Below are 19,334 nucleotides of genomic sequence, written 5' to 3'. Positions count from 1 at the left end.
GACTAGGAGGAGCGTTTCATGAAACGGATGTGGCCCGACGAGTTCAACTTCATTCTGGATGATGCAGAGGAAGTGACGCTGGAAATTCCTCATACGCCAGGCGCGGACGGCTCAACCAATGTGGCGACCCGAAGACCGGCCTTGAAAGTTCGGTTACTCCAACAGGACTATGAGCGAATTTGGCCGCTGGCAGACGCCCGGTTCCGGCTCGGAGGCAGGTTTGGCGGCAAGGCCATCACAATGATTGTCAACAACCCGCTCTATCACCAGTGGCATCCGGCAGACGGCGGAACGCAACGTGAGATTGACGACCCGGTAAAGCAGCCCATTACAAAGAACGTCGTCGTGCATTTCCTCCTTGACGATGTGCGTGAACCCGCAGTGACGTAAGCAAGACGGTATACTTGTACCTGCCCTCGTAGACACAATCGCCATGGTATAGACCGCCAGCGGGGGAGCCGCTAATTGCAAGGCTTACCACGATGACGAAGACGTCTCTGAAACCCACCCGCAGACACCCAGGCTTCACCATTGAAGAAAGCGCAACGCAGTTTTGCCGTCGAGTACAAATCCGGCCGGCGAAAGACCGAACCCAAATCCAACTCGATCTGGGGAGACATAAACCTCAAGTCCCTGTCGCAAGATGTGCTGGAAGAGGCAATGCCATTTCTGCCCGTCGGCTCACCAGATAATAAAACCGGCGCTGGAGGATCTTTATCTCCAGAAGATCCGGCCGGGCCATTATTGACAGTGTCGATCGAGCATCAGACAACTGCATCGGATTTACAGGAGAGAGACATGGCCGACGAAAACGATACGATCACTATTGCTGACGCGCCAGCCGCAGCAACGCCCGATGTGCCCAAGAAACAGCGCAAACCGCGCGCCAAAAAAGCTGCCGCTGAAATGGGAACCGTCGAGGCTGTAACGGAACCGGCTGCTGCTTCAAATGCATCAGCTGGAAAACAGAGGAGGGGACGTAAACCGAGATCCAGCGAAGGCGCGACGAGTGCCAAGCGGGTGCCGGTCAAACGTGGCCCGAAGGCTATGCAAACAGCGGCTGCTCCTTCGCCGGCGGCAATTGATGAGATGGCCGATCTACTGCAGCTGGAGGAAGAAAACCGCCGGCTCCGCAAGCTTTTGGCTGAGAAGCTTCGTGCCGAAAATGCCGATCTGCGGAAGCGGCTGAACCTCGATTGATCTGCAGCACGCGGCCAAGCACTGGCCGCATTCTCATGCTTATCGAGATGAAGGTTTTGGTGGCGGTTTTTTCCGCCGCCAATGCTTATAAATACGCAGTCAGCGTGCCGAGCAGACGAGGCGGCTAAAATGGCATCTCCATGGAAATTTCTGGCTCGACTGGTGTCACCGCGACGGCAGCAGGGGCAAGAGCTTGATGTCACCGATGAGGTGACGCCGGACGGTCCGGCCATCGCCAAGTCGACTGAAAATCCTGCTGACGCGATGTTGGCCTCCACGGATCAGCCAACAGGTGAGGAGCCACCCCCGCACAGCGAACCCGTTGTGGCGTCAACGGCTGCCCAGCATTCCGCGGCAGTGATCAGCGCTCCAGGCACGCGAGATGTCGAAAGCACCGACATCGCCGAGGCTGCTGATCCAGTCCGACCTGAGAGCTCCGACACCGCCGACCGCGAGGTTTTAAACACCGCGCAGCTTCGCCAACGCGTAGAGCCAGGTCGTCGCAGACGCGGCAAGAAGGCGGACGTGCTTGAAGTCGTTCCGCCGAGCTCGGCGGACGTTCTCGTCGTTTCCGACGACACCCTAAGCCTCGATGAAGAAATCAGGGTGCTTCGACAGCAGTTGGCGAACAAGCTTCAGCAGCAGAACGCACAGCTCAAGAGGATGCTGGAGCGGTTTGAACGTTGAACGCGGGCAGGGCTGGTCTATCCGTTTGTCCGAGCCCAAACCGTGCAATGGCTTAACCTTGAAGTCAGCAGCTGACGCGTGTGGCTTCAGGCTTTGGTCGATAGCCGCGCGCCCGCTTTGTTTTGATGACCTCGAGAAACAGCCTGACGGCATCCTCTTCTTTAGCAAACGCATGAACCATGGACTGGCCAGAAGCGCCTATTCGACCCCATCGCCTGATCAGGCAGGGTTCTCCAAACAGCGTCTCGGAGATTGCGACGGTATAAAACCGCGCCATGTTTTTCGCGGGATCGGTTTGTTCGACGTAGAGCTGATAGGACTGAGTGAGCATGGGGAGAAGATCGTCGAACGGAAAGAGAACGTCTAACGACAATTCTGAATCGGTGGATCGCAACCGATTCAAACTCGTGATGTTTGCCGTCGGTCACGAAGCTTCCAAACCGGTCAATATGCGGAGTGGCTTTGATGCCTATCCCTCCAGCTTTTCCCTGCAGATCTTCTCGACAAGTCCCTGGAGCACATAGATCCGTTCGATCAGCCAGCGCAGCTCTTCCTCGGTGATCTCGTAATGCGGCGAGTAGCGCGCATCGACATAGGCGCGATCGAGCCGTTCAAAACAACGGCGGGCGAACTTGGTATCCCGCGGCCATGCCTCGATCAGCCGTGGTTCTATCCGTTCCGCGGATGAGCGCAGTGATTTCAGTCGATGCGATTTCGGGCTGTAGAGGGTCAAAACGAGAAGTAAACAATGGTACATGCCCTCTGTGGCCTGATGGAATAGGAAGACTGCTTGGTTGAGGTATCGCTTTCCAAAAGCGTTTCCGGCTAGGTCCATTAGTGCAGCAACATCTTTGCTCCACTTTTTGAAGTAAAGGCGTGCTTCTTCGTGTTCCGCTTCCACACTGAGCGGCTTCGGCGCCACAAACGGATGGCCGTCCTTCTCATACAGCATGATGCCGTCACGGATGATGTCGATGAAGAACGGTCGTCCGCGTGCCAGCTGATCGTTCACATCCTGCAGCGTGTGCACGATGACATTGACTGGCGTCTCGATCGTCTTCGTCACCAATAGCTCGCGCAAGAAGTGATCGGACACATCGTGCCAGAGCTCGTTTTCCTCGCCGACGCTGTGCATGTTGACGACGACGAGAATATCGTAGTCGGAGCGATAACCGCTCTTATGATCCTCCACCCAGCCGCCGCGGCTATACGAACCGAACAGGATGACCTTGAGGATCCGCCCGGCCTTCTGTTTTTCAGAAAGCTTTGACTGCTGCGCGGCGTCGAACTCCTCGAAGATGATCTTCAAGGCGCGCGAAAGCTCGCGCCGCTTGCGCTCAGGAAGATGGTTCAAGGCTTCGTTGTCAGTCACGCCACCGCTCGTATCCATTCGTCGTGCCGTATCCTTTTAAGAAAAGCACCGCTCGCAAACCAGTGCCTGACTGCCCGTCAATCATCATCCCCGGTTTGGTCCGTCAAGGATATACAACGGGAAGACCAGGCCCGCCAGCTGGTTGAAGATCCGGCGGTCGCGTCGGGATGCTGTGCTGAGGATGCTACTTGGGCCTTCGCGCCAGATCGGTCGAAGGAGTGCCGGTTCAGATTGCATCATATCGTCCCCTGAACTCCTGATCTTCATAGTACCGCAGCTTGCTCGCGACGATCGGACGCCGTGCTGCCAGAAACAGCAATTGGTTTTGCTCGGCCATGTTGCGGACCTCGTCCGGCGTCAACAAAGGCCGGCCGGTATGGTGCTGGCTGAAGGAAAGCCCCGACTGTTCGGAATCAAGCGCCCGCGCCACCGTCTGGAAGACAACGGTTTCCTGTCCGAGCAGATCGGAGACAAGACGGGCGGTGTCGTGATCGTTGACACCAAACACCTGCAATACGCCGGCATTCGACAGGAAGGTGCCGGCTCGCTTGCCATAGGTGGCGCGCAGCTGATGGATGTCCTGCAGGATCGGCCAAAGCTGCACACCGTACCCCGCCATCAGACCCATGGCGCGTTCGACGGGAGCGAGATATCCGAGGCTCGCAAATTCATCGAGGAGATACAGAACCGGCTTTGCCTCAGTGACCGGTACGACCGAGGTTCTGGTCATCTCGATCAGGCTCTGGGTGATCAGCAGGCGAAGCCATCTGGAATAGGCGGAAAGACGATCCGGTGGCAGGACGAGGAAGACGGTGGTATTGCGGCTCTTGAGATCGACGAACCTAAAATCCGATTGGCTCAAGACCGAGATCATTCGAGGGCTGTCAAGAAAGTGGGTATGCCGCTGTGCCGCCGACAGAACACCTGCCGCCTCACGATCGGACTTGCCGAGATGACGGTTGGCGGCACGGGCAATCAAACCACCGGCTTCGCTGCTTTGCTGCATCGTCGTCAACAGCGCTGCAAACGCATCCGGTGGCAGCGTCAGATAGTCCCTCAAGGTGCCAAGATGTCGGCGGCCGATTTCCTCGTAACCGATGATCCTCAGGATCAAGCCGCCGATCAACGCTTTGGCTTCCTCGTTCCAATGCGCCTCGCCCGCCATGCCCGGTTCGTCAAAGACAAGCGCGTCCGCAAGCGTGCTCGCATCCACGGCGATATCGACATCGGAGAGATCAATCTATCGACGGGAACTCACGATCTACTCGTGGTGATCAGGTGCAAGGCAGAATTGCCCCTTGTAACCGCTGCCGCTGACAGCTTGCGATCGAATGTCGCCAGCTGGCCACCACGCGTCTTGGCTAGCGCAAGCAAGTAGGTATCAGTTACCTGTCCCGGTGTTAGAATCTTTGTGGGAGCGATATCACCTGATCCAACAAGGCTCACATCGTCCGGCCAAAAACTGTGGCCGGGGAGAGAGCGCAACTTGCGGACGATCTCCGTCACGAGTGCCGGTGAACCAGGAGAGTTAGGATATTTGGGGTTGCCGACAATCCGGATGACACCATTTTCGGTAATCGGGCAGGTAGCCCACGCGACCTGACCCATCGCCGTGAACCACTCGTGCGCATCATCATGAGCTACATGGCCCGGATCAATTAAGGCAATCAGAACATTGACGTCGAGCAGGAAAGTCACGGCAGTTCGTCACGCAAGGCGTTCACGATGTCGAGCGTCACTGGCGGCGTATCCGGCCGAGCTGACAGGAGAGGAATGCCATTGCGCTCACCGCTGCTGGGCGGTCGGCGCAGAGAACATCTCGCCAGCTCAGAAATGACCTCGCCGACGCTCCGGTGCTGCTGGGTGGCCATCGCCTTGGCGGCGATCAGGACATTGTCATCAATTGCCAAGGTCGTCCTCATATCCGCCTCATTGCGCATCAATCATCACGCATCATATAAAGCAAGTGGTCGGACTTCTCAAGGTGGATACCGAATGGACCCACCTTTGCGCCAATCTGTTCACCGGCGAAAACGGTTGAAATCACTTCTCAAATCTGTGCGCGAAACCACGGGTCTCCGGTTCGAACCTCCTCAAGAGCTTAAACCGACAATAGCCGAGTCAACAGACTAGTTCTTTCCTATCTGGAACACGAGCCACGCGTCTTCTACCAGCGAGGTACACGCCTTTCATAAGCTGGGTCGAATAGCTTCATGTAGGCTGTGTCGTCGCGCTCCTTCATTGCAGTCTCTTCATAATGAGCCGAGAGCACAGCGAGTTTTTGGCGGTCGAGCGATACGCCAAGACCCGGGCCTATGGGGAGATCCAGCTTGCCGGCCCGGAAAGCAAAGGGTTCACCTTCGATCACATCGACGCCTGTCCACGGATAGTGGGTATCGCAATCGAAACTCAGGTTGGGCGTGGCGGCCGCGACATGGATCATGGCCGCAAGAGTGATCCCGAGATGTGAGTTCGAATGCATCGAGACGCCGAGCCCCAGTGTTTCGCATATTTTTCCAAGATGGGTAGAGGCGCGCAGCCCGCCCCAATAGTGATGATCGGAGAGAACGATCTTTACTGCGTTTGTCCGGAAGGCTTCGGCGATCTGGTCGAACTCAAGCACGATCATGTTGGTAGCGAGGGGGATCGGCGTGGCGGCCGCAACCTTTGCCATCTGATCCATGCCGATGACCGGATCCTCAAGATATTCCAGAACGTTTTCGAGTTTGTGAGCGATGTTTATCGCGGTCTCGACGGTCCAGCCGCCGTTGGGGTCGATGCGCAGCGGATGATTTGGAAAGGCTTCGCGAAGCTTCAATATCGTCTCGATTTCTAGACCGGGATGCAGCACGCCGCCTTTGAGTTTCAGCGATCGGAAGCCATAGGTTTCAACCATCTTTCGCGCTTCGCCGACCATGGCATCCGGTGTCAGCACCTCTCCCCACTCGTCTGAAGCTTCGCCGATATGTGCGGCGAACTTGAAGAAAAGATAGGCGCTGAACGGGACGCCGGATCGAACCGCACCCCCAAGCAGGTCTGCGACCGGTCGCCCGAGCAGCTTGCCCTGAATGTCCAGGCAGGGAACTTCGAAGGCCGAAGTAACCACATCTGTCAGCTTGTGATCGGCCACCGCTGATTTGGCATTGATGCCGCCGCCACCGGGCAGTGCGGCAATAACACGAGATTTCAGCTCATGGAGATGGAAAGGGTCAAGCCCGATCAGTGCTGGCGCGGCGCGGCGCAGTCCATCGAGAGCCTTGATGCTTCCATAACTTTCACCCAGGCCAACGGTGCCGTCGTCGCAGATCACCTCGATCACTGTGCGCAAGGCGTAGGGCTGGTGCACGCCTTTGCAGTTCAGGAGCGGTTTGTCGGGGATTGCTACGGGCGTTAGGTGGATCTCAGCGACGCACATCAAAAACTCCTTGTTTCCACCAGTTGCGCGCTGCCGTCAGGGCGTCGTCCAACGATGGCAATTCGGGATGCCAGTGGCGTTCCCATTCCAGGCTGATAGGGATGTGTCGTTCATTCTGTCGAAGGAGCGAGATCAGATCTGCCATCGGAAAATCACCATGGCCGGGCAGTATGTAGCGTCGGCGCCCATCGCTATCGACCTTGCTGTCCTTCACGTGCAGATGGACGGTGTTGCGGGCGACACGATCCCAGACGGAAGCGAGATCAGTTCCACGGGCCCATGTATGATGTGTGTCCCATAATATCTGCACAGTAGGCGCAAGCTCGATGAAAGCGACAAGCTGATCGACATCGGCCAGTGAATCGTGGGTCTCGATCATCAGGTCGACATTGAGCCCAGATGAACTCCGTGTGGTCTGCCAATTAATGAGAAGATCGGCGGCGTGTTTCATCTCTTCAGTGGCCAGCTGCTTGCCGCCATCGAAAATACGCAGATGAGCGGCACCGACGGCCTCCGCCCAAGGGATGAACGGCTCGATGGCTGAAAGGTTTGGGCTTTCGAATAGCTTGATGGATGTATTCAGGGCCACAATATCGAGATTGCGCCCGGCCAGAAACGCTGCAAGGCCTGCCGGATTTTCAAATTCGGCGGTCAGCGCCGAAGTCAGGTCGACAGTGCCGGATAGCGCCCGCAGTTCAACCGCAGCGATATCATGTCGATCTGCCAGATTGGCGACTTCATGCAGGCTCATTTCCGAGCAGCCGAGTGTAGAGAAACAGTATTCAAATGCGCTCATGCCACACGCTCCAGATCCTGCTTTATCACAGGGTGAAGCGGAGCAAGGCCGTCGACAAATCGTTCGATTTCGGTGATCGCAACGTCGGAAAGCGCTCGCAGCTCATTGCCCAGCGCACCGGCGATATGCGGGGTGAGCACGACGTTCGGCAGATCGTAGAACAGGCTATCCGTCGGCAATGGCTCCGGTTCCGGAGTATCGATAAGGATACGCAGCCGGCCGGATTGTGCTTCCGCCAGCAAGGCGTCGTGGTCGACAAGCCAGCCGCGCGCCGTGTTGATGAAGATTGCCTGATCCGCCATCAGCGCCAGCTTGTGTGCGCCGATCATGTGGCGGGTTTCAGGCAGGATAGGTGCGTGCAGCGAAACGACATCGGACCATGCGAGAAGTTGGTGCAGCTCCATTTTCGCTGCGCCGAGGGCTGTCGCTTCGTCTGATGAAAGGAAGGGATCGTAAACCGCGACCTCGAATGTGCCGCGTGCGAGCATGTCGATAACCAGACGCCCGATGCGGGAGGCGCCGATAATGCCGATACGGCGGGCATGATTGCCGAGATGGTGCAGGTTCATGCCGCGGCGGCTGCCGAAGCCGCCTGTGCCGCGCTCTGTCCGGTGCTCGTCGCGCAGTCGGAAAACATTTTTGCCGCACATGATGATTGCAGCATAGGTGAACTCGGCCACAGGTACGGCCATGGCGGATGCCGCCGTGGTGACGAGAATATCGGATGTTTCCCAGAATTCCGTGGGTGTGACGGTTCGCACGGAGGATGCCGCATAGGCGACCATCTTGAGTTTTTTCGCTCGCACAAGACGTTCCCTTGTGAGCGACGGCGTGCCCCAGGCCGCCAGCAGAATATCGGCCTCCGCCAGAGCTTTTGCACCCTCAGCCGCATCGAAATCCGTGTAGGGGAAACCTGCAATGATATCCGTTACCGCGTTCAACCGCGCCCATTCGCGCGGGCCGAAGAAACCTTCGGGAAGTTCGCTGCGCATGGCGATCAGCAATCTTGGTTTGCTGGCGTTCATGCGCGCACCGGACTTGAAACGGGGCGGATGTCGATGCGCGACACGTCTATCTCGAGCGGCCTCGAACCTGGTCGCAGAATGACGTCGAGATAAAGTTCAGGTTCCGTATCACCGGGGCGAAGCTTCAGCGGAGGGGTTCGCAATGCACCCTTCCATTCAGTGTCAGGGAAGGGGAAAAGTGTGCCGTCGTCTGCGCGGAACGGGCCGAGCGCGATTGTTTCTTGCCCTGCGGGAGCAACGTCCTTCAACCGTAGTGATATGCCGAGAACGCCTTCGTGTGCGGGCACGTCGATATCGCAGATCGCTTCCACCCAGACACCGACACCAGGATGAATAAGCTTTTCGCCGAGGCGATGGTTATGCTGTTCCCTTTCTGTCCTAGTTTGAACCCTAAGAACCGATGCCAGATTGCCTAGCGGGTTGTTCACGGGGTCGAAGCGATCGTCTCTTGCTAATATGCGGGTGGGCGCGCGGGGCACGATCGTTTCGAGATAGTCCGCCAGCGCCTTTCCGACAGCAAAGCCACCCAGCACGGAAAAATGCGTCCCGTCGTTGGAGTAGCCGGCATAGGGCTCGGCGAATTCGCTCTCCGGATCAACCCATGCGGAATTCCAGTCGAAGAGATGGCAGTTGGCGTGGCTGGCGGCGAATTCGATGCTTTGACGATTGATCCAATGCGCCCTTGCCCGCTCCGCGCCACCGGCAGGCCATTTTTCGATGCCGCGGGCGAGGATTGGCAGCAGGATGACAGTCTTGCCAGCGTTGAGCAAAGCCGACGCAATTCGCGCTCGCGTCTCGGCAATCGTCTGGCGGGTTTCCACCATCATGTCGTTGGTTCCGGCATCAACGACGATCAGGTCGAAATCCGATTGCAGCAATCGCGGCAGCCGCCGTTCTATCTCGACCGCCTTCTGCCCGGATACGCCGAAATTGAGACCGGAGAAAAAGCGGCTGACGCCCGGCCGATTGCTAGGCTCCCAGCCGAGCGGGACTGATGGATCGTGATACACAGGGCAGGAGAGCCTGCCATGCGACAGGACCTCGGCCCAGCTCATCCAGCCGCGTGCCGAAGTCGTCAGCGAAGTCTCGGTGCCGATATGGTTCTGCTGGACGAGCGAAGTGCCGAGAACGGCAATCCGGCTCGCCCTGGGGTGAGATACGGACATGATCCTACCGGAATATCAGGAATACAGGACGCCGCCGTTGATGTCGTAGCAGGCTCCGGTGATATAGGCGGCGTCATCCGATGCAAGGAAAGCTACCAGGCCGGCGACATCCTCGCTCACACCTTCTCGCTTCAGCGAGGTGGCGCCAGCGACCCGCTCGCGCACTTCCGGTTTGGTGAAGGTGTCGTGGAAGGTCGTCGAGATCATGCCGGGGCAAACGGCGTTGACGCGGATATCGGGGCCGACCTCCTTGGAAAGGCCGCGCGTAAAGGTCATCACTGCTCCCTTCGATGTCGCATATGCGATGGCGCCCGGACCGCCGCCATCCCGGCCTGCCTGTGATGAGAAGGTTACGATCGCCGCGCCTTTGGCCATTTTCGGAAGTGCAGCCTTGGTTATCAGGAAAAGCGAGGTCAGATTGACGTTAAGAACCTGATGCCAGAAGGCCTCATCCATCTCCGCGATCGTCTTGCGTGCAATCATGCCGCCGGCCACGTGGACGAGGCCATGGATAGCGCCGAACTTGTCGGATGCCGTGGAAATCACGGCCTCGACTTCTGCTGCATTTGTCAGGTCCGCCTTGATCGCCAAAGCGGAGCGGCCGAGTTTTTCGATTTCCGCCACCGTTGCTGCGGCGCCTTCTGCCGCACCGTTATAGGTGAGCACCACATTGGCATCTTCCTGGGCAAAACGGACGGCGCATGCCCGACCGATATCCCGGCCCGCACCGGCGACGACAATGGTTTTGTTGGTAAAACGCTGCATCTGAAAACCTCGCATTGGTTAGAATTGTTTGGGGAGGGAGAGTTTGAATCGCTCGTCGTCGACATCGCTGAAATAGATGTCGGTTGAGAAACCCTGATCGTCGATGAAGCTGAAGATCCGCTTCGGCTCGCTCAAGCTGTAGGGCACGAGCAGGGTTACCAGACGATGCCTGCTGGCGGCCGGAACCGTTGCGCAGACATGGTGGTGGATTTCCAGACCCTCGTATTCCTTCGGCTCGATTTCCGGAAAGCCTTCAACGGCCGTGATCTGCGGATTGCCCGCAGAGGAGAAGACGAACTGGGCGTAAAAGCCTGCCTTCTTGCCATTGTAGCGAAAGCTAGAACGGCCGGTCTGCGGTACACCTGTCGTGTGGCAGAGCCATTGTAACTCCTGCGGTTCGGCGCATTCGACCTCATCGACAATGACGAAATAGCTGTCTTTGACGAAATGGATTTCCCGTTCCGCCTTGCGCACCAGCGGGTTTGCCACTTGATAGGCGGCCGTCGCGTCACCGAGAATGCGGATATGACCGGGCTTTTCATCGACAGATACGATGCGACCGGCGGCGCGGCGCGCGAGTGCCTTGTCCTTCTCCGCATATTGCCCTTTTCCGCCGATCAGGACCGCGTTTTTGGAACGTGTCTGCCTGCGCCAGTTGATGTGCATTTGCGAATTGAATGCGACGTAATAACCGGTTTGGATCGCCAGATCCTCACCATAGGCATAAAGGACGAAGGCGTTCTGATCTCCATGGCTATGGCTGAGCGAGCCGTATGGGCTGGATTTGAAGACGAACTGTAGATGCCGGTCAGGGTCTTCCATATGTTTCTGAATCGTGACCCAACCGATATCGTCGAAGGCGGCGAGCGAGGGCAGATCAGTCGGTGAAACAGCTTCCACCTGCCGGTAATCATGGCGATAAACAAGATCGTCGAAATTCAGATCCCACCAGCCGTAATTGTAGAAGGCCATTTCCGTGCCGGCCGCATCCTGCTTGATGCGATCGAAATACCATTGATAGTGACCGTTGCCGGTGACGCCCGCGAACTGACGGACATTGTAGCCCACCTTCAGTCCGGGCAGGTCGCCCATGGTGGAGTCGTCGCCGAAATTGGCACGCCTCGTGCCGGGCGCCTTGGTGTAGAGCGGGAACCGGCCCGTGTTCTGGAAGAAAGGCCGCTGGTAGAGGTCATAACCGATATAGGAGCGGATCAGGTTGGCGGCCTCGATGAGATAGGCCATGCCGGTCATCCAGTAATGCGGACCTTCCGCCCAGCCGCCGTCGGTGCCCGCCCAGGGGGAATAGAGTGTTGCGAGGAATTCGACCGTATAGTCGAGCCATTCGCCGGCATCATCGCTTTCACCCAGAAGCGAAATACAGGCCGGTGTGAGCACTGCAGAAAGCGAACGCACCGCATGACTGTCATAAGGGAACACGTGAATGCGCGCGTGGGCAATCACATGGTCTGCGACTTCGCGGGTACGGCGCAGCAGGACGGTGCGAACGGTCTCCCGTTCTTTCTCGCTCAGATGGTCGTAGAGCCAGTCGTATCCCCATGCCAGCGCGACGACGACGCGGAAACCGGCCTCGTCGTTATAGGCGCGGGAGGTGGCACCATTCGGATCCCATGCGGCAACCGAGAGCAGCCAATCGCGCGACGCATCAAGGAGATCTTCTCGTCTCAGAACGCGGCCGGCAATCGCCAGATGGCGGATGGCGTAGATCACCTCCTGGCAATCGATATACATCTGCCGCCAGAGCGTCGCGACGCGGACGTTGTTGGGATATGGCTGCGGTTCCGGCATGAGGGGCCGGTCGAGCCAGGGTTTTACGGATTTCTCGAAGAATTCGGACCATCCGCAATGGTTCGGGTCTGCGTCTACGGCTTGCGAAAACGATTTCAGTTGCTCGGGGTTGAGCCAGAGCCTGGGATGGCTCGTATGGGCCGCAGCGTGGCGGGCTGCTCTGCCAGGCAAGGGCGTTTTTGGAAGCGCGGCGGTGATCTCGAAACTGCGCACCGCACTCCAGTTCGACAGGGGTTTTGCGGCGGTCTGGTCCCAGAGCGCATAACACCAATGATAATTGCCTTCCGGCAGCACTTCGTCCGGGGTGAAGAAATTCCAGGCGAGGTCTTCGAACATGCGCGTCTTGGCATCGGCAAATTCGGGGTCGGTCGAGATGCGCAGCACATAGCGCGCACCGTCGTCGATATCGGGAAGCCAGGAAAAACGCGGCGGGTTTTCGGTGGGCGGGGTTTGCTCGCTCGGCACGTAGCCAATGGTCAAGGAACCCGGTCGGGGTTCATCGAGATGAGCTTGTCTGGCGATGGCCGAGGCAGAGGGACGCATTGCGCTCTAACTCCTATAAAAATCAAGGGGAAAAAGGATGGCGGCGACAGGGCCGCCATCACGATCGAAGGATTATTGGGCCGCCTTGTATTGGCGGTCGTAGCCGGACTGCATGCTCTTGATGACCTCGTCATAACCGAGAGCCGTCAGTCGCTTCTTGTAAGCATCCCAACCGGTATTGACGTCTTGGGCGCCGAGCACCCATGTCTGCTGCATCTCGGTCATGTAGGTGAGAAGGCCCGGCCAGTAGCGGTCGAAGGTCGCCTTCTCATCGGCGTTCAACGAGACGCCCATGAATTCGTCCTTGAGGCAATTGCACCTGTCGTAGAGGTCGATGCCTTCAAGCGCGATCCTGTTGGTCCATTGGCGCTCGTACTCATAGTCCATCCAGTATCCGCGCGGGACCTGTGCGCCCACCGCCCAGAGCTGGGCGTTGACCGGATCCTTGTTATCCAGCACTTCCTTTTTGAACTGCGGCTTGCCGTCGACCATGTCGTAGGTCTTTCCCTCGACACCAAAATTCGACAGCAGGCGCCCCTGCTGGGAGAACCAGAAATCGAAATACTTGATCGTTTCGACGGGATGTTCGTTTGTGGCAGAGATCGCCCATCCGACAGGCTGGACGCGCAGTCGGCGGGAATCCTCGAACCGCTGGCCGGAAGCCGTCTTGGGCGGCAGCATAGGCTTCAGCGCAAAACCTTCGATCTTTGGCGACAAGGCGTCGTTATAGGTCGAGGTGCTGGCAAACCAGTCATGGGTCATGCCGCCGAGATTGTTACCCAGAAGATATTCGCGCGAGCGGGCGCCGCGGGTGAAGATCTCCTTGTCGATCAGGCCTTCCTTGTACCACTTGGCCACATTCGAAATGCCGGTCTTGTAGTTCTCCTCGGCCCAAGGGTGACGGAGCTGTCCGTCATAGACGGCGAAGTCGCCATAGCGCTCCGACCCGGAAACGCGCGCGTCCCACAGATTGATAAGGCGGACGGCATCGATTTCCTCGCGAGCAAAATACGGAACCTCGTCCTTCTTGCCGTTTCCATTGGGATCCTTGTCGCGGAAAGCCTTGAGAACCTCGTAGACCTCTTCAGGCGTTTCCGGCTGTTTCAGTCCAAGTTTGTTGAGCCAGTCCTGGCGGATGAACCAGCCGCGAGAGTATTTGCCATCCGGCACATAGGGTATGAAGTAGAGCTTGCCGTCCGGTCCGGAAATCGCGTTGCGGATGTCCTTGTGACTGTCGAAGAACGCCTTGAGGTTCGGGGCATTTTCCTCGATCAGGTCGTCGAGCGGAATGAACGCACCTTCCAGCCCGTAGCGGATAAAGTCCTCCTTCAATCCGCCGTTCGCATCGCCGCCGACAATGTCCGGAAGATCGCCTGATGCGATCAGCAGGTTGAAGGCATCGCGGCTGCTGGTCGTCGCCAGCGATGCGACGTTGCGGACGTGGATATTGGTGATCTCTGCGGCCTTCTGCTCCACGGGCCACTTTTCCGAATAAACGTATTTGTCGCGGAAGTGGAAATGGATCGTCAGTTCCAGAGGGTCTTCGGATATCTTGCCGGCATCCTGAGCGGAGGCGGGCAAGGCCATTGTCATGGCTGTCATGAACGCCAGAAGGGGCGCGCCTTTTCGTAGTTTTGTCACAGGTTCTCCTCCCTTGTGCAGCTACTCTTTCACTCCGCCCAGCAGAATTCCCTTAGTGAAATACTTCTGCGCGTAGGGGTAAATGATGAGGACGGGGATGATCGACGCGATCATGATCGCGGAGGTCACCGTCTCGAATGAATAGTGTGCCGTCAGCAGGCTCGAGGCGAATTCGTCGTTCGAATTGAGATCGACGATCACCCGCTTCAGGTAGACCTGCAGCGGGATCTTTTCTTCGCCACGCAGCAAAACCATTGCCCAGAAATAACCGTTCCAGCGCGAGACGATGCAGAACAGCGCCACGGTGACGATGGCCGGTTTGGAAAGTGGAATGAAGACCTTCCAGAGCAACTGCAGCTCGCTGGCCCCGTCCATCTTGGCGGCTTCCTCAAAGGATTTCGGCACCGCTTCAAAGAAGTTGCGCAACAGGATGACGTTGAAGGCGCTTGCCGCGAAGCCGATGATGATGCCGAAACGGCTGTCGAGCAGGCCGAGATCCCGCATGTTGAGGAAGAACGGGATCATGCCGGCATGGAACCAGAGCGTGAAGGCGATCGCGATATTGAAAAACGTCCGACCGCGCAGACGTTTGCGTGACAGCGCATAGGCTCCCGGGATCATGATCAGCAGGCTCATGAAGGTGCCGCCGAACGTGTAGATGAAGGTGTTGCCGTAGGCGATCCAGAACATCCTGTCGGACAGGACGTGCTCGTAGGCAGCCAGAGTGACGTCGACCGGCCAGAGCGTTACGCGCCCGGCAGTCACGGCCGCGCCTGAGGAAATCGAGACAGCGACGACGTAGATGAAGGGATAAAGCGTAGACAGGACGAACAGGCTCAAAAGAATGGCGTTGGCCCAGCCAAAGATCTTGTCGCCGCGGGAATAGAGATTGAAACTCTTCATCTTCAGCTCCTCACCAAAGCGACGTCGACGAGACTTTCCGGCTGATACGATTTGCCGAATAGACAAGGACGAAAGCGATGACCGCATTGAACAGGCCGGCAGCTGTTGCCAGGTCGTACTGGGTCCCCTGCAGGCCGGTGCGGTAGATGAATGTCGAGACGACGTCGGCCGACTCATAGGTGGATGGGCGATAGAGAAGGATGATGTATTCGAACCCGACCTCGACCAGATTGCCGATACGGATGATCAGCATGATCACGATCGTCGGCAGGATGCAGGGCAGGGTAATGCGCCACATCATCTGCCAGCGCGAGGCGCCGTCGACACGGGCGGATTCGTAAAGGGTCGGGCTGACACCGGCGATCGCGGCCAGATAGACGATCGACTCGAAACCCGACTCTTTCCAGACCGACGAACCGATGAAGACAGGTCGGAACCATTCCGGCTGGGTGAGAAAATAGATCGGCTCCAGACCTATCCCCTTCAGGAACAGATTGACGATGCCGATGGAAGGCGAAAGGAAGTTGATGACAATGCCCGCAACGATGACCACCGAAATGAAGTGCGGCAGGTACACTATCGTCTGCGCCCAGCGACGACCAACCTCGTTCTGAACCTCGTTGAACATCAGCGCCAGAATGATCGGCACGGGAAACGCGAAGATCAGTCCGAGGCCGCTGATGGCTATTGTGTTCCAGAAGGCACGGACAAACATGTCGTTTTGGAATAGCTCCACGAAGTTCGCAAAACCGACCCATGGGCTTTTCTCGATGCCGCGGAAAATCGAAAAGTCCTGGAAAGCGATGACCAGACCGTACATCGGCTTGTAGAGAAAGAGTGCAAACCAGATGGCCATCGGCGCAAGCAGGAGATAGAGCTGCCAGTCACGGCGCACGTCTCCCCACAGATTATGCAGGCGTTCCTGATAGGTCTGTTTCATGAGCGCGACCTGCCTGCGGCTTTGAGTGACCGACCGGTTGTCGCGTCGAAGATCTGGATGCGCGTCGTGTCGATGCCGAGTTGGGTCACGCCGTTAAGGGCATGATCAGCATAGAGTGTTTCTGCCTTGGCAATGAAGGATTGACCTTCGGCCTTGCCATGAAGCAGAGCTTCGGCGCCGAGGGGCTCCACGAGATCGATGCTGCAATTCAGAACTTCCCGACCATCGCCGGTTTTAACCGACATGATTTCGGGGCGCAGGCCAAGCTTGATCGTCTGCCCCTCTGTGGCGCCCTTCGCGAAGGCTTCGGGAATGGTGAGGCGCTGTCCGGCATTGCCTGACAGTATCGCGCTGACACGGCCATCCCGCTTTTCGATCACCGCGTCGAGAAGGTTCATCGGTGGCGAGCCTATGAAGCTGGCGACGAATGTGTTTGCCGGCTCGAGAAACACTTCCATCGGCGAGCCGACTTGCTCGATATCGCCGCCATTCATGATGACAATGCGGTCGGCAAGCGTCATCGCCTCTACCTGGTCGTGCGTGACGTAGACGCTGGTCGCCTGCATTCGTTTGTGGAGCAATTTGATCTCGGCGCGCATATGGGTGCGAAGCTTGGCATCGAGGTTTGAGAGGGGCTCATCGAAGAGGAAAATCTTGGGCCGGCGGACGATGGCGCGCCCCATCGCCACGCGCTGACGCTGGCCGCCGGAAAGGTCTGCAGGCTTGCGCGCCAGGTATTCGGTCAGGCTGAGGATCTGGGCCGCTTCCGCGACGGCCTTGTCGATCACATCCCGTTTTTCGCCTCTGACCCGCAGGCCGAAGGCAATGTTTTCCGCCACGTTGAGGTGCGGGTAGAGGGCATAATTCTGAAAGACCATCGCAACGTCGCGGTCTTTCGGGGCGATCTTGTTGACCACCCGGCCATCGATGGAGACGGTGCCGTCGGAGATATCTTCCAGCCCGGCAAGCATGCGCAGTGTGGTGGATTTTCCGCATCCCGAAGGTCCGACGAGAACCACGAATTCCTGCGGCTGAATGGAAAGATTGATGCCATGGACAACTTCGAGAGCGCCGTAGCGCTTGACGACGTCGTTGATTTGAACTGCAGACATGAAAGGCCCCTCCTCAAAGCCTTGAATGTTCCGTCAGGCGGGGGCCTTGGCTCCTCGTGACACACGCTTCCTCGTGACGCGCGTGTTGACCTGTTCGATGAAGGTCCAGATTTTCGGGTTCTTAGAGAGTTCTGCGATCTTGGATTCAAGCGAGCCAAGATGCCGCTGGATGGCTTCGCGAGCGGCCTCCACATTTCCGGACTCGATCGCGTTGACGATCGCTTCGTGTTCTTCGATCACCTTTTCGGTGCGGCGGACCGCAAAAACGCGCTTCAGGTGGCGCATCCGGTCCATTTCGCCTTTGGCCTGATTGACGACGCTCCAGGCGCCGGGCAGGCGGGCTGCAGCAAAGATCGTTCGGTGAAATTCTTCGTCGAGCAGGAAGAAGTCGGTGAATTCCTCGTCCTGCGCAGCTGTGCGCTGCTGGGAAAGGCAGGTTTTCAAACGCGCAATATCTTCCAGCGAATGCCGTTTGGTCGCTTCGATGGCGGCGCCTTCTTCAAGCTTGAAGCGGATGAAGCAAGCTTCCATGTAGCGCTGCACGTCGATCGGCGAAATATAGGTGCCGCCCTGCGGTACGACCGTGACGAAACCTTCTTCTGCAAGGCGGATGATCGCTTCGCGCACCGGTGTCTTGCTGACATGCAGCAGTGCGGCGATTTCCTTTTCCGACAGTGCGCGCCCCGGAAGCAGCTTTACCTCGACAATCAGTTTGCGAAGCAGAGCATGGATTCGGTTTGTCATGTTCCCGCCCACCGGCAGATCCTGCGGTATCACGAGGTCAGACAAAGGCAGCGATGGAAATTCAAGTGAGCCAGACATATCAATTGCCAAACTGAGATATCAGAATTTGACTTGACATATCTGTTGTGTTTTGGAGAGTCAAGCTATGGTGTGCCGCAGATGTGCGATTGCTTCTGTGAGGCGCCGGAACCGCTCACCACCTGAGCAAGCGCCAAGGAGAGACAATGAACCCCGCAACCCGTGAAAAACTGATGGGCGTATCCGTCGCGACGCTGTGCTCGGCGCTCTACAAGCGCGGCCTGAAGAACCAGACGATCCAGGATGTGCGACCGGTTCGACCGAAGGGCCGAAACATGGTCGGTCCGGCATTCACGCTGCGCTACATACCGGCAAGCGAGGATCGCAATCCGATGACGGTGTTCCGTGATCCCAAACACCCGCAGCGCCATGCGATCGAAACCTGCCCGGAAGGTTCTGTACTCGTCATGGACAGCCGCAAGGACGCGCGGGCGGCATCGGCCGGCGATATCCTCATCACCCGGCTGATGGTGCGCGACGGGGCAGGGGTGGTCACCGACGGCGGCTTTCGTGATGCGATGACGATCGGCGAACTGGATATGCCGGCTTACCACCACCGCCCTTCGAGCCCGACGAACCTGACACTGCATGAGGCGATCGACATTAACGTGCCGATCGGCTGCGGAGACGTTGGGGCGACATCATGGTCGGTGACGACGACAGCGTCATCGTCATTCCGGCGGAAATTGCCGACGAGATCGCCGACGAGGCAGTGGAGATGACCGCTTACGAGGATTTCGTCGTCGAGCGGGTGAAGGCGGGCCACACGATTATCGGGCTCTACCCTGCGACCGAGGAGGACAACCTGTCGCTATTTGCCGAATGGCGTAGGAAATCAGGACGATGAACGTGAACCTCGCTCTTCCCATCATGAACCGACCATAAACGTAGCGTCCTTAACCTCGATCCGACGTCAAAGGTAAGTGGGCTTCTAGGCGGTTGCCGACGCCGTGTGACGGCGCAAACCCCAAAGCGCGAGCGTGGCGGGCCTACCTCGTAAGCATAACACACTGTCTCAGTTTTGCTGGCGTCTCGGAGGAGCATTGTCGCAGACCAGTGCTGCACCGATTGTCTTGGTCTCAAACACGAAACACGAAGATCATTATCTGCAGTTAGTATGCACTGCGGCTTCCACCTCATA

18 protein-coding genes and 2 pseudogenes are annotated in these 19,334 nt (G+C 57.8%); 4 read left to right on the top strand and 16 right to left on the bottom strand.

The features are described 5' to 3' along the window. Positions 1 to 27: 27 nt before the first annotated feature. From C5L12_RS04280 to C5L12_RS04270, 3 genes are all read left to right on the top strand, one after another. Positions 28 to 390, top strand: a complete 363-nt coding sequence (locus C5L12_RS04280) for a hypothetical protein (protein ID WP_205839310.1) — start codon at positions 28 to 30, stop codon at positions 388 to 390. Positions 391 to 531: 141 nt separating this feature from the next. Continuing rightward, positions 532 to 1,200, top strand: coding sequence for a transcriptional regulator (locus C5L12_RS04275; RefSeq protein WP_105370789.1), 669 nt, complete (start codon positions 532 to 534; stop codon positions 1,198 to 1,200). Between the two features lie 129 nt (positions 1,201 to 1,329). Then, positions 1,330 to 1,887, top strand: coding sequence for a hypothetical protein (locus C5L12_RS04270; RefSeq protein WP_105370788.1), 558 nt, complete (start codon positions 1,330 to 1,332; stop codon positions 1,885 to 1,887). A 64-nt stretch (positions 1,888 to 1,951) separates the two neighbouring features. Here the strand turns inward: C5L12_RS04270 and C5L12_RS04265 are convergent, their stop codons facing one another. From C5L12_RS04265 to C5L12_RS04190, 16 genes and pseudogenes are all read right to left on the bottom strand, one after another. Continuing rightward, positions 1,952 to 2,218 (bottom strand): WGR domain-containing protein, encoded by a 267-nt coding sequence (locus C5L12_RS04265; RefSeq protein ID WP_105371039.1) that lies wholly within the window; start codon positions 2,216 to 2,218, stop codon positions 1,952 to 1,954. Positions 2,219 to 2,356: 138 nt separating this feature from the next. Beyond that, complete coding sequence (locus C5L12_RS04260; RefSeq protein WP_245422759.1) at positions 2,357 to 3,259, bottom strand: HEPN domain-containing protein; 903 nt, start codon at positions 3,257 to 3,259, stop codon at positions 2,357 to 2,359. 226 nt (positions 3,260 to 3,485) lie between these two features. Further along, a pseudogene (locus tag C5L12_RS04255) lies at positions 3,486 to 4,484 on the bottom strand (type IV secretory system conjugative DNA transfer family protein); the annotation flags it as partial. 29 nt (positions 4,485 to 4,513) lie between these two features. Then, positions 4,514 to 4,957, bottom strand: a complete 444-nt coding sequence (locus C5L12_RS04250) for a TA system VapC family ribonuclease toxin (protein ID WP_105370785.1) — start codon at positions 4,955 to 4,957, stop codon at positions 4,514 to 4,516. After that, a complete protein-coding gene (locus C5L12_RS04245; protein ID WP_105371038.1) occupies positions 4,954 to 5,181 on the bottom strand; it encodes a CopG family transcriptional regulator in 228 nt (75 codons plus the stop codon). Before C5L12_RS04245 ends, C5L12_RS04250 begins: the two co-directional genes overlap by 4 nt. Positions 5,182 to 5,426: 245 nt before the next feature. Beyond that, entirely contained in the window at positions 5,427 to 6,674 is a 1,248-nt protein-coding gene (locus C5L12_RS04240; protein WP_105370784.1) for a glucarate dehydratase family protein, read from the bottom strand. After that, positions 6,661 to 7,470, bottom strand: coding sequence for a sugar phosphate isomerase/epimerase family protein (locus tag C5L12_RS04235; RefSeq protein WP_105370783.1), 810 nt, complete (start codon positions 7,468 to 7,470; stop codon positions 6,661 to 6,663). Before C5L12_RS04235 ends, C5L12_RS04240 begins: the two co-directional genes overlap by 14 nt. Further along, positions 7,467 to 8,495, bottom strand: coding sequence for a hydroxyacid dehydrogenase (locus C5L12_RS04230; protein ID WP_245422758.1), 1,029 nt, complete (start codon positions 8,493 to 8,495; stop codon positions 7,467 to 7,469). The genes C5L12_RS04235 and C5L12_RS04230 overlap by 4 nt, the downstream gene beginning before the upstream one ends. Further along, the gene (locus tag C5L12_RS04225; protein ID WP_105370782.1) at positions 8,492 to 9,661 is read right to left on the bottom strand and encodes an SGNH/GDSL hydrolase family protein; all 1,170 of its coding nucleotides are present in this window, start codon (positions 9,659 to 9,661) and stop codon (positions 8,492 to 8,494) included. Before C5L12_RS04225 ends, C5L12_RS04230 begins: the two co-directional genes overlap by 4 nt. Positions 9,662 to 9,676: 15 nt before the next feature. Then, a complete protein-coding gene (locus C5L12_RS04220; protein WP_105370781.1) occupies positions 9,677 to 10,426 on the bottom strand; it encodes an SDR family NAD(P)-dependent oxidoreductase in 750 nt (249 codons plus the stop codon). A gap of 18 nt (positions 10,427 to 10,444) precedes the next feature. Next, the gene (locus C5L12_RS04215; protein ID WP_105370780.1) at positions 10,445 to 12,775 is read right to left on the bottom strand and encodes an alginate lyase; all 2,331 of its coding nucleotides are present in this window, start codon (positions 12,773 to 12,775) and stop codon (positions 10,445 to 10,447) included. A 72-nt stretch (positions 12,776 to 12,847) separates the two neighbouring features. Then, positions 12,848 to 14,377 carry an extracellular solute-binding protein gene (locus tag C5L12_RS04210; protein WP_105370779.1) on the bottom strand — a complete coding sequence of 510 codons (1,530 nt, stop codon included), beginning with the start codon at positions 14,375 to 14,377 and terminating at the stop codon, positions 12,848 to 12,850. Between the two features lie 60 nt (positions 14,378 to 14,437). Then, complete coding sequence (locus C5L12_RS04205) at positions 14,438 to 15,319, bottom strand: carbohydrate ABC transporter permease (protein ID WP_105370778.1); 882 nt, start codon at positions 15,317 to 15,319, stop codon at positions 14,438 to 14,440. 10 nt (positions 15,320 to 15,329) lie between these two features. Then, on the bottom strand, positions 15,330 to 16,259 hold the full coding sequence (locus tag C5L12_RS04200; RefSeq protein ID WP_105370777.1) for an ABC transporter permease: 930 nt from the start codon (positions 16,257 to 16,259) through the stop codon (positions 15,330 to 15,332). Continuing rightward, on the bottom strand, positions 16,256 to 17,371 hold the full coding sequence (locus C5L12_RS04195; protein WP_105370776.1) for an ABC transporter ATP-binding protein: 1,116 nt from the start codon (positions 17,369 to 17,371) through the stop codon (positions 16,256 to 16,258). The genes C5L12_RS04200 and C5L12_RS04195 overlap by 4 nt, the downstream gene beginning before the upstream one ends. Before the next feature lie 33 nt (positions 17,372 to 17,404). Continuing rightward, on the bottom strand, positions 17,405 to 18,115 hold the full coding sequence (locus C5L12_RS04190; RefSeq protein ID WP_105371036.1) for a GntR family transcriptional regulator: 711 nt from the start codon (positions 18,113 to 18,115) through the stop codon (positions 17,405 to 17,407). A 224-nt stretch (positions 18,116 to 18,339) separates the two neighbouring features. Between C5L12_RS04190 and C5L12_RS04185 the strand changes: the two are divergent. Further along, positions 18,340 to 19,040, top strand: a pseudogene (locus C5L12_RS04185) (ribonuclease activity regulator RraA). Positions 19,041 to 19,334 lie beyond the last annotated feature (294 nt).

This window comes from Neorhizobium huautlense (assembly GCF_002968575.1).
GTDB classification, from domain to species: domain Bacteria; phylum Pseudomonadota; class Alphaproteobacteria; order Rhizobiales; family Rhizobiaceae; genus Neorhizobium; species Neorhizobium huautlense.
The sequence above is the reverse complement of the archived record's forward strand: the minus strand, read 5'-3'. Positions and strand labels throughout refer to the sequence as shown.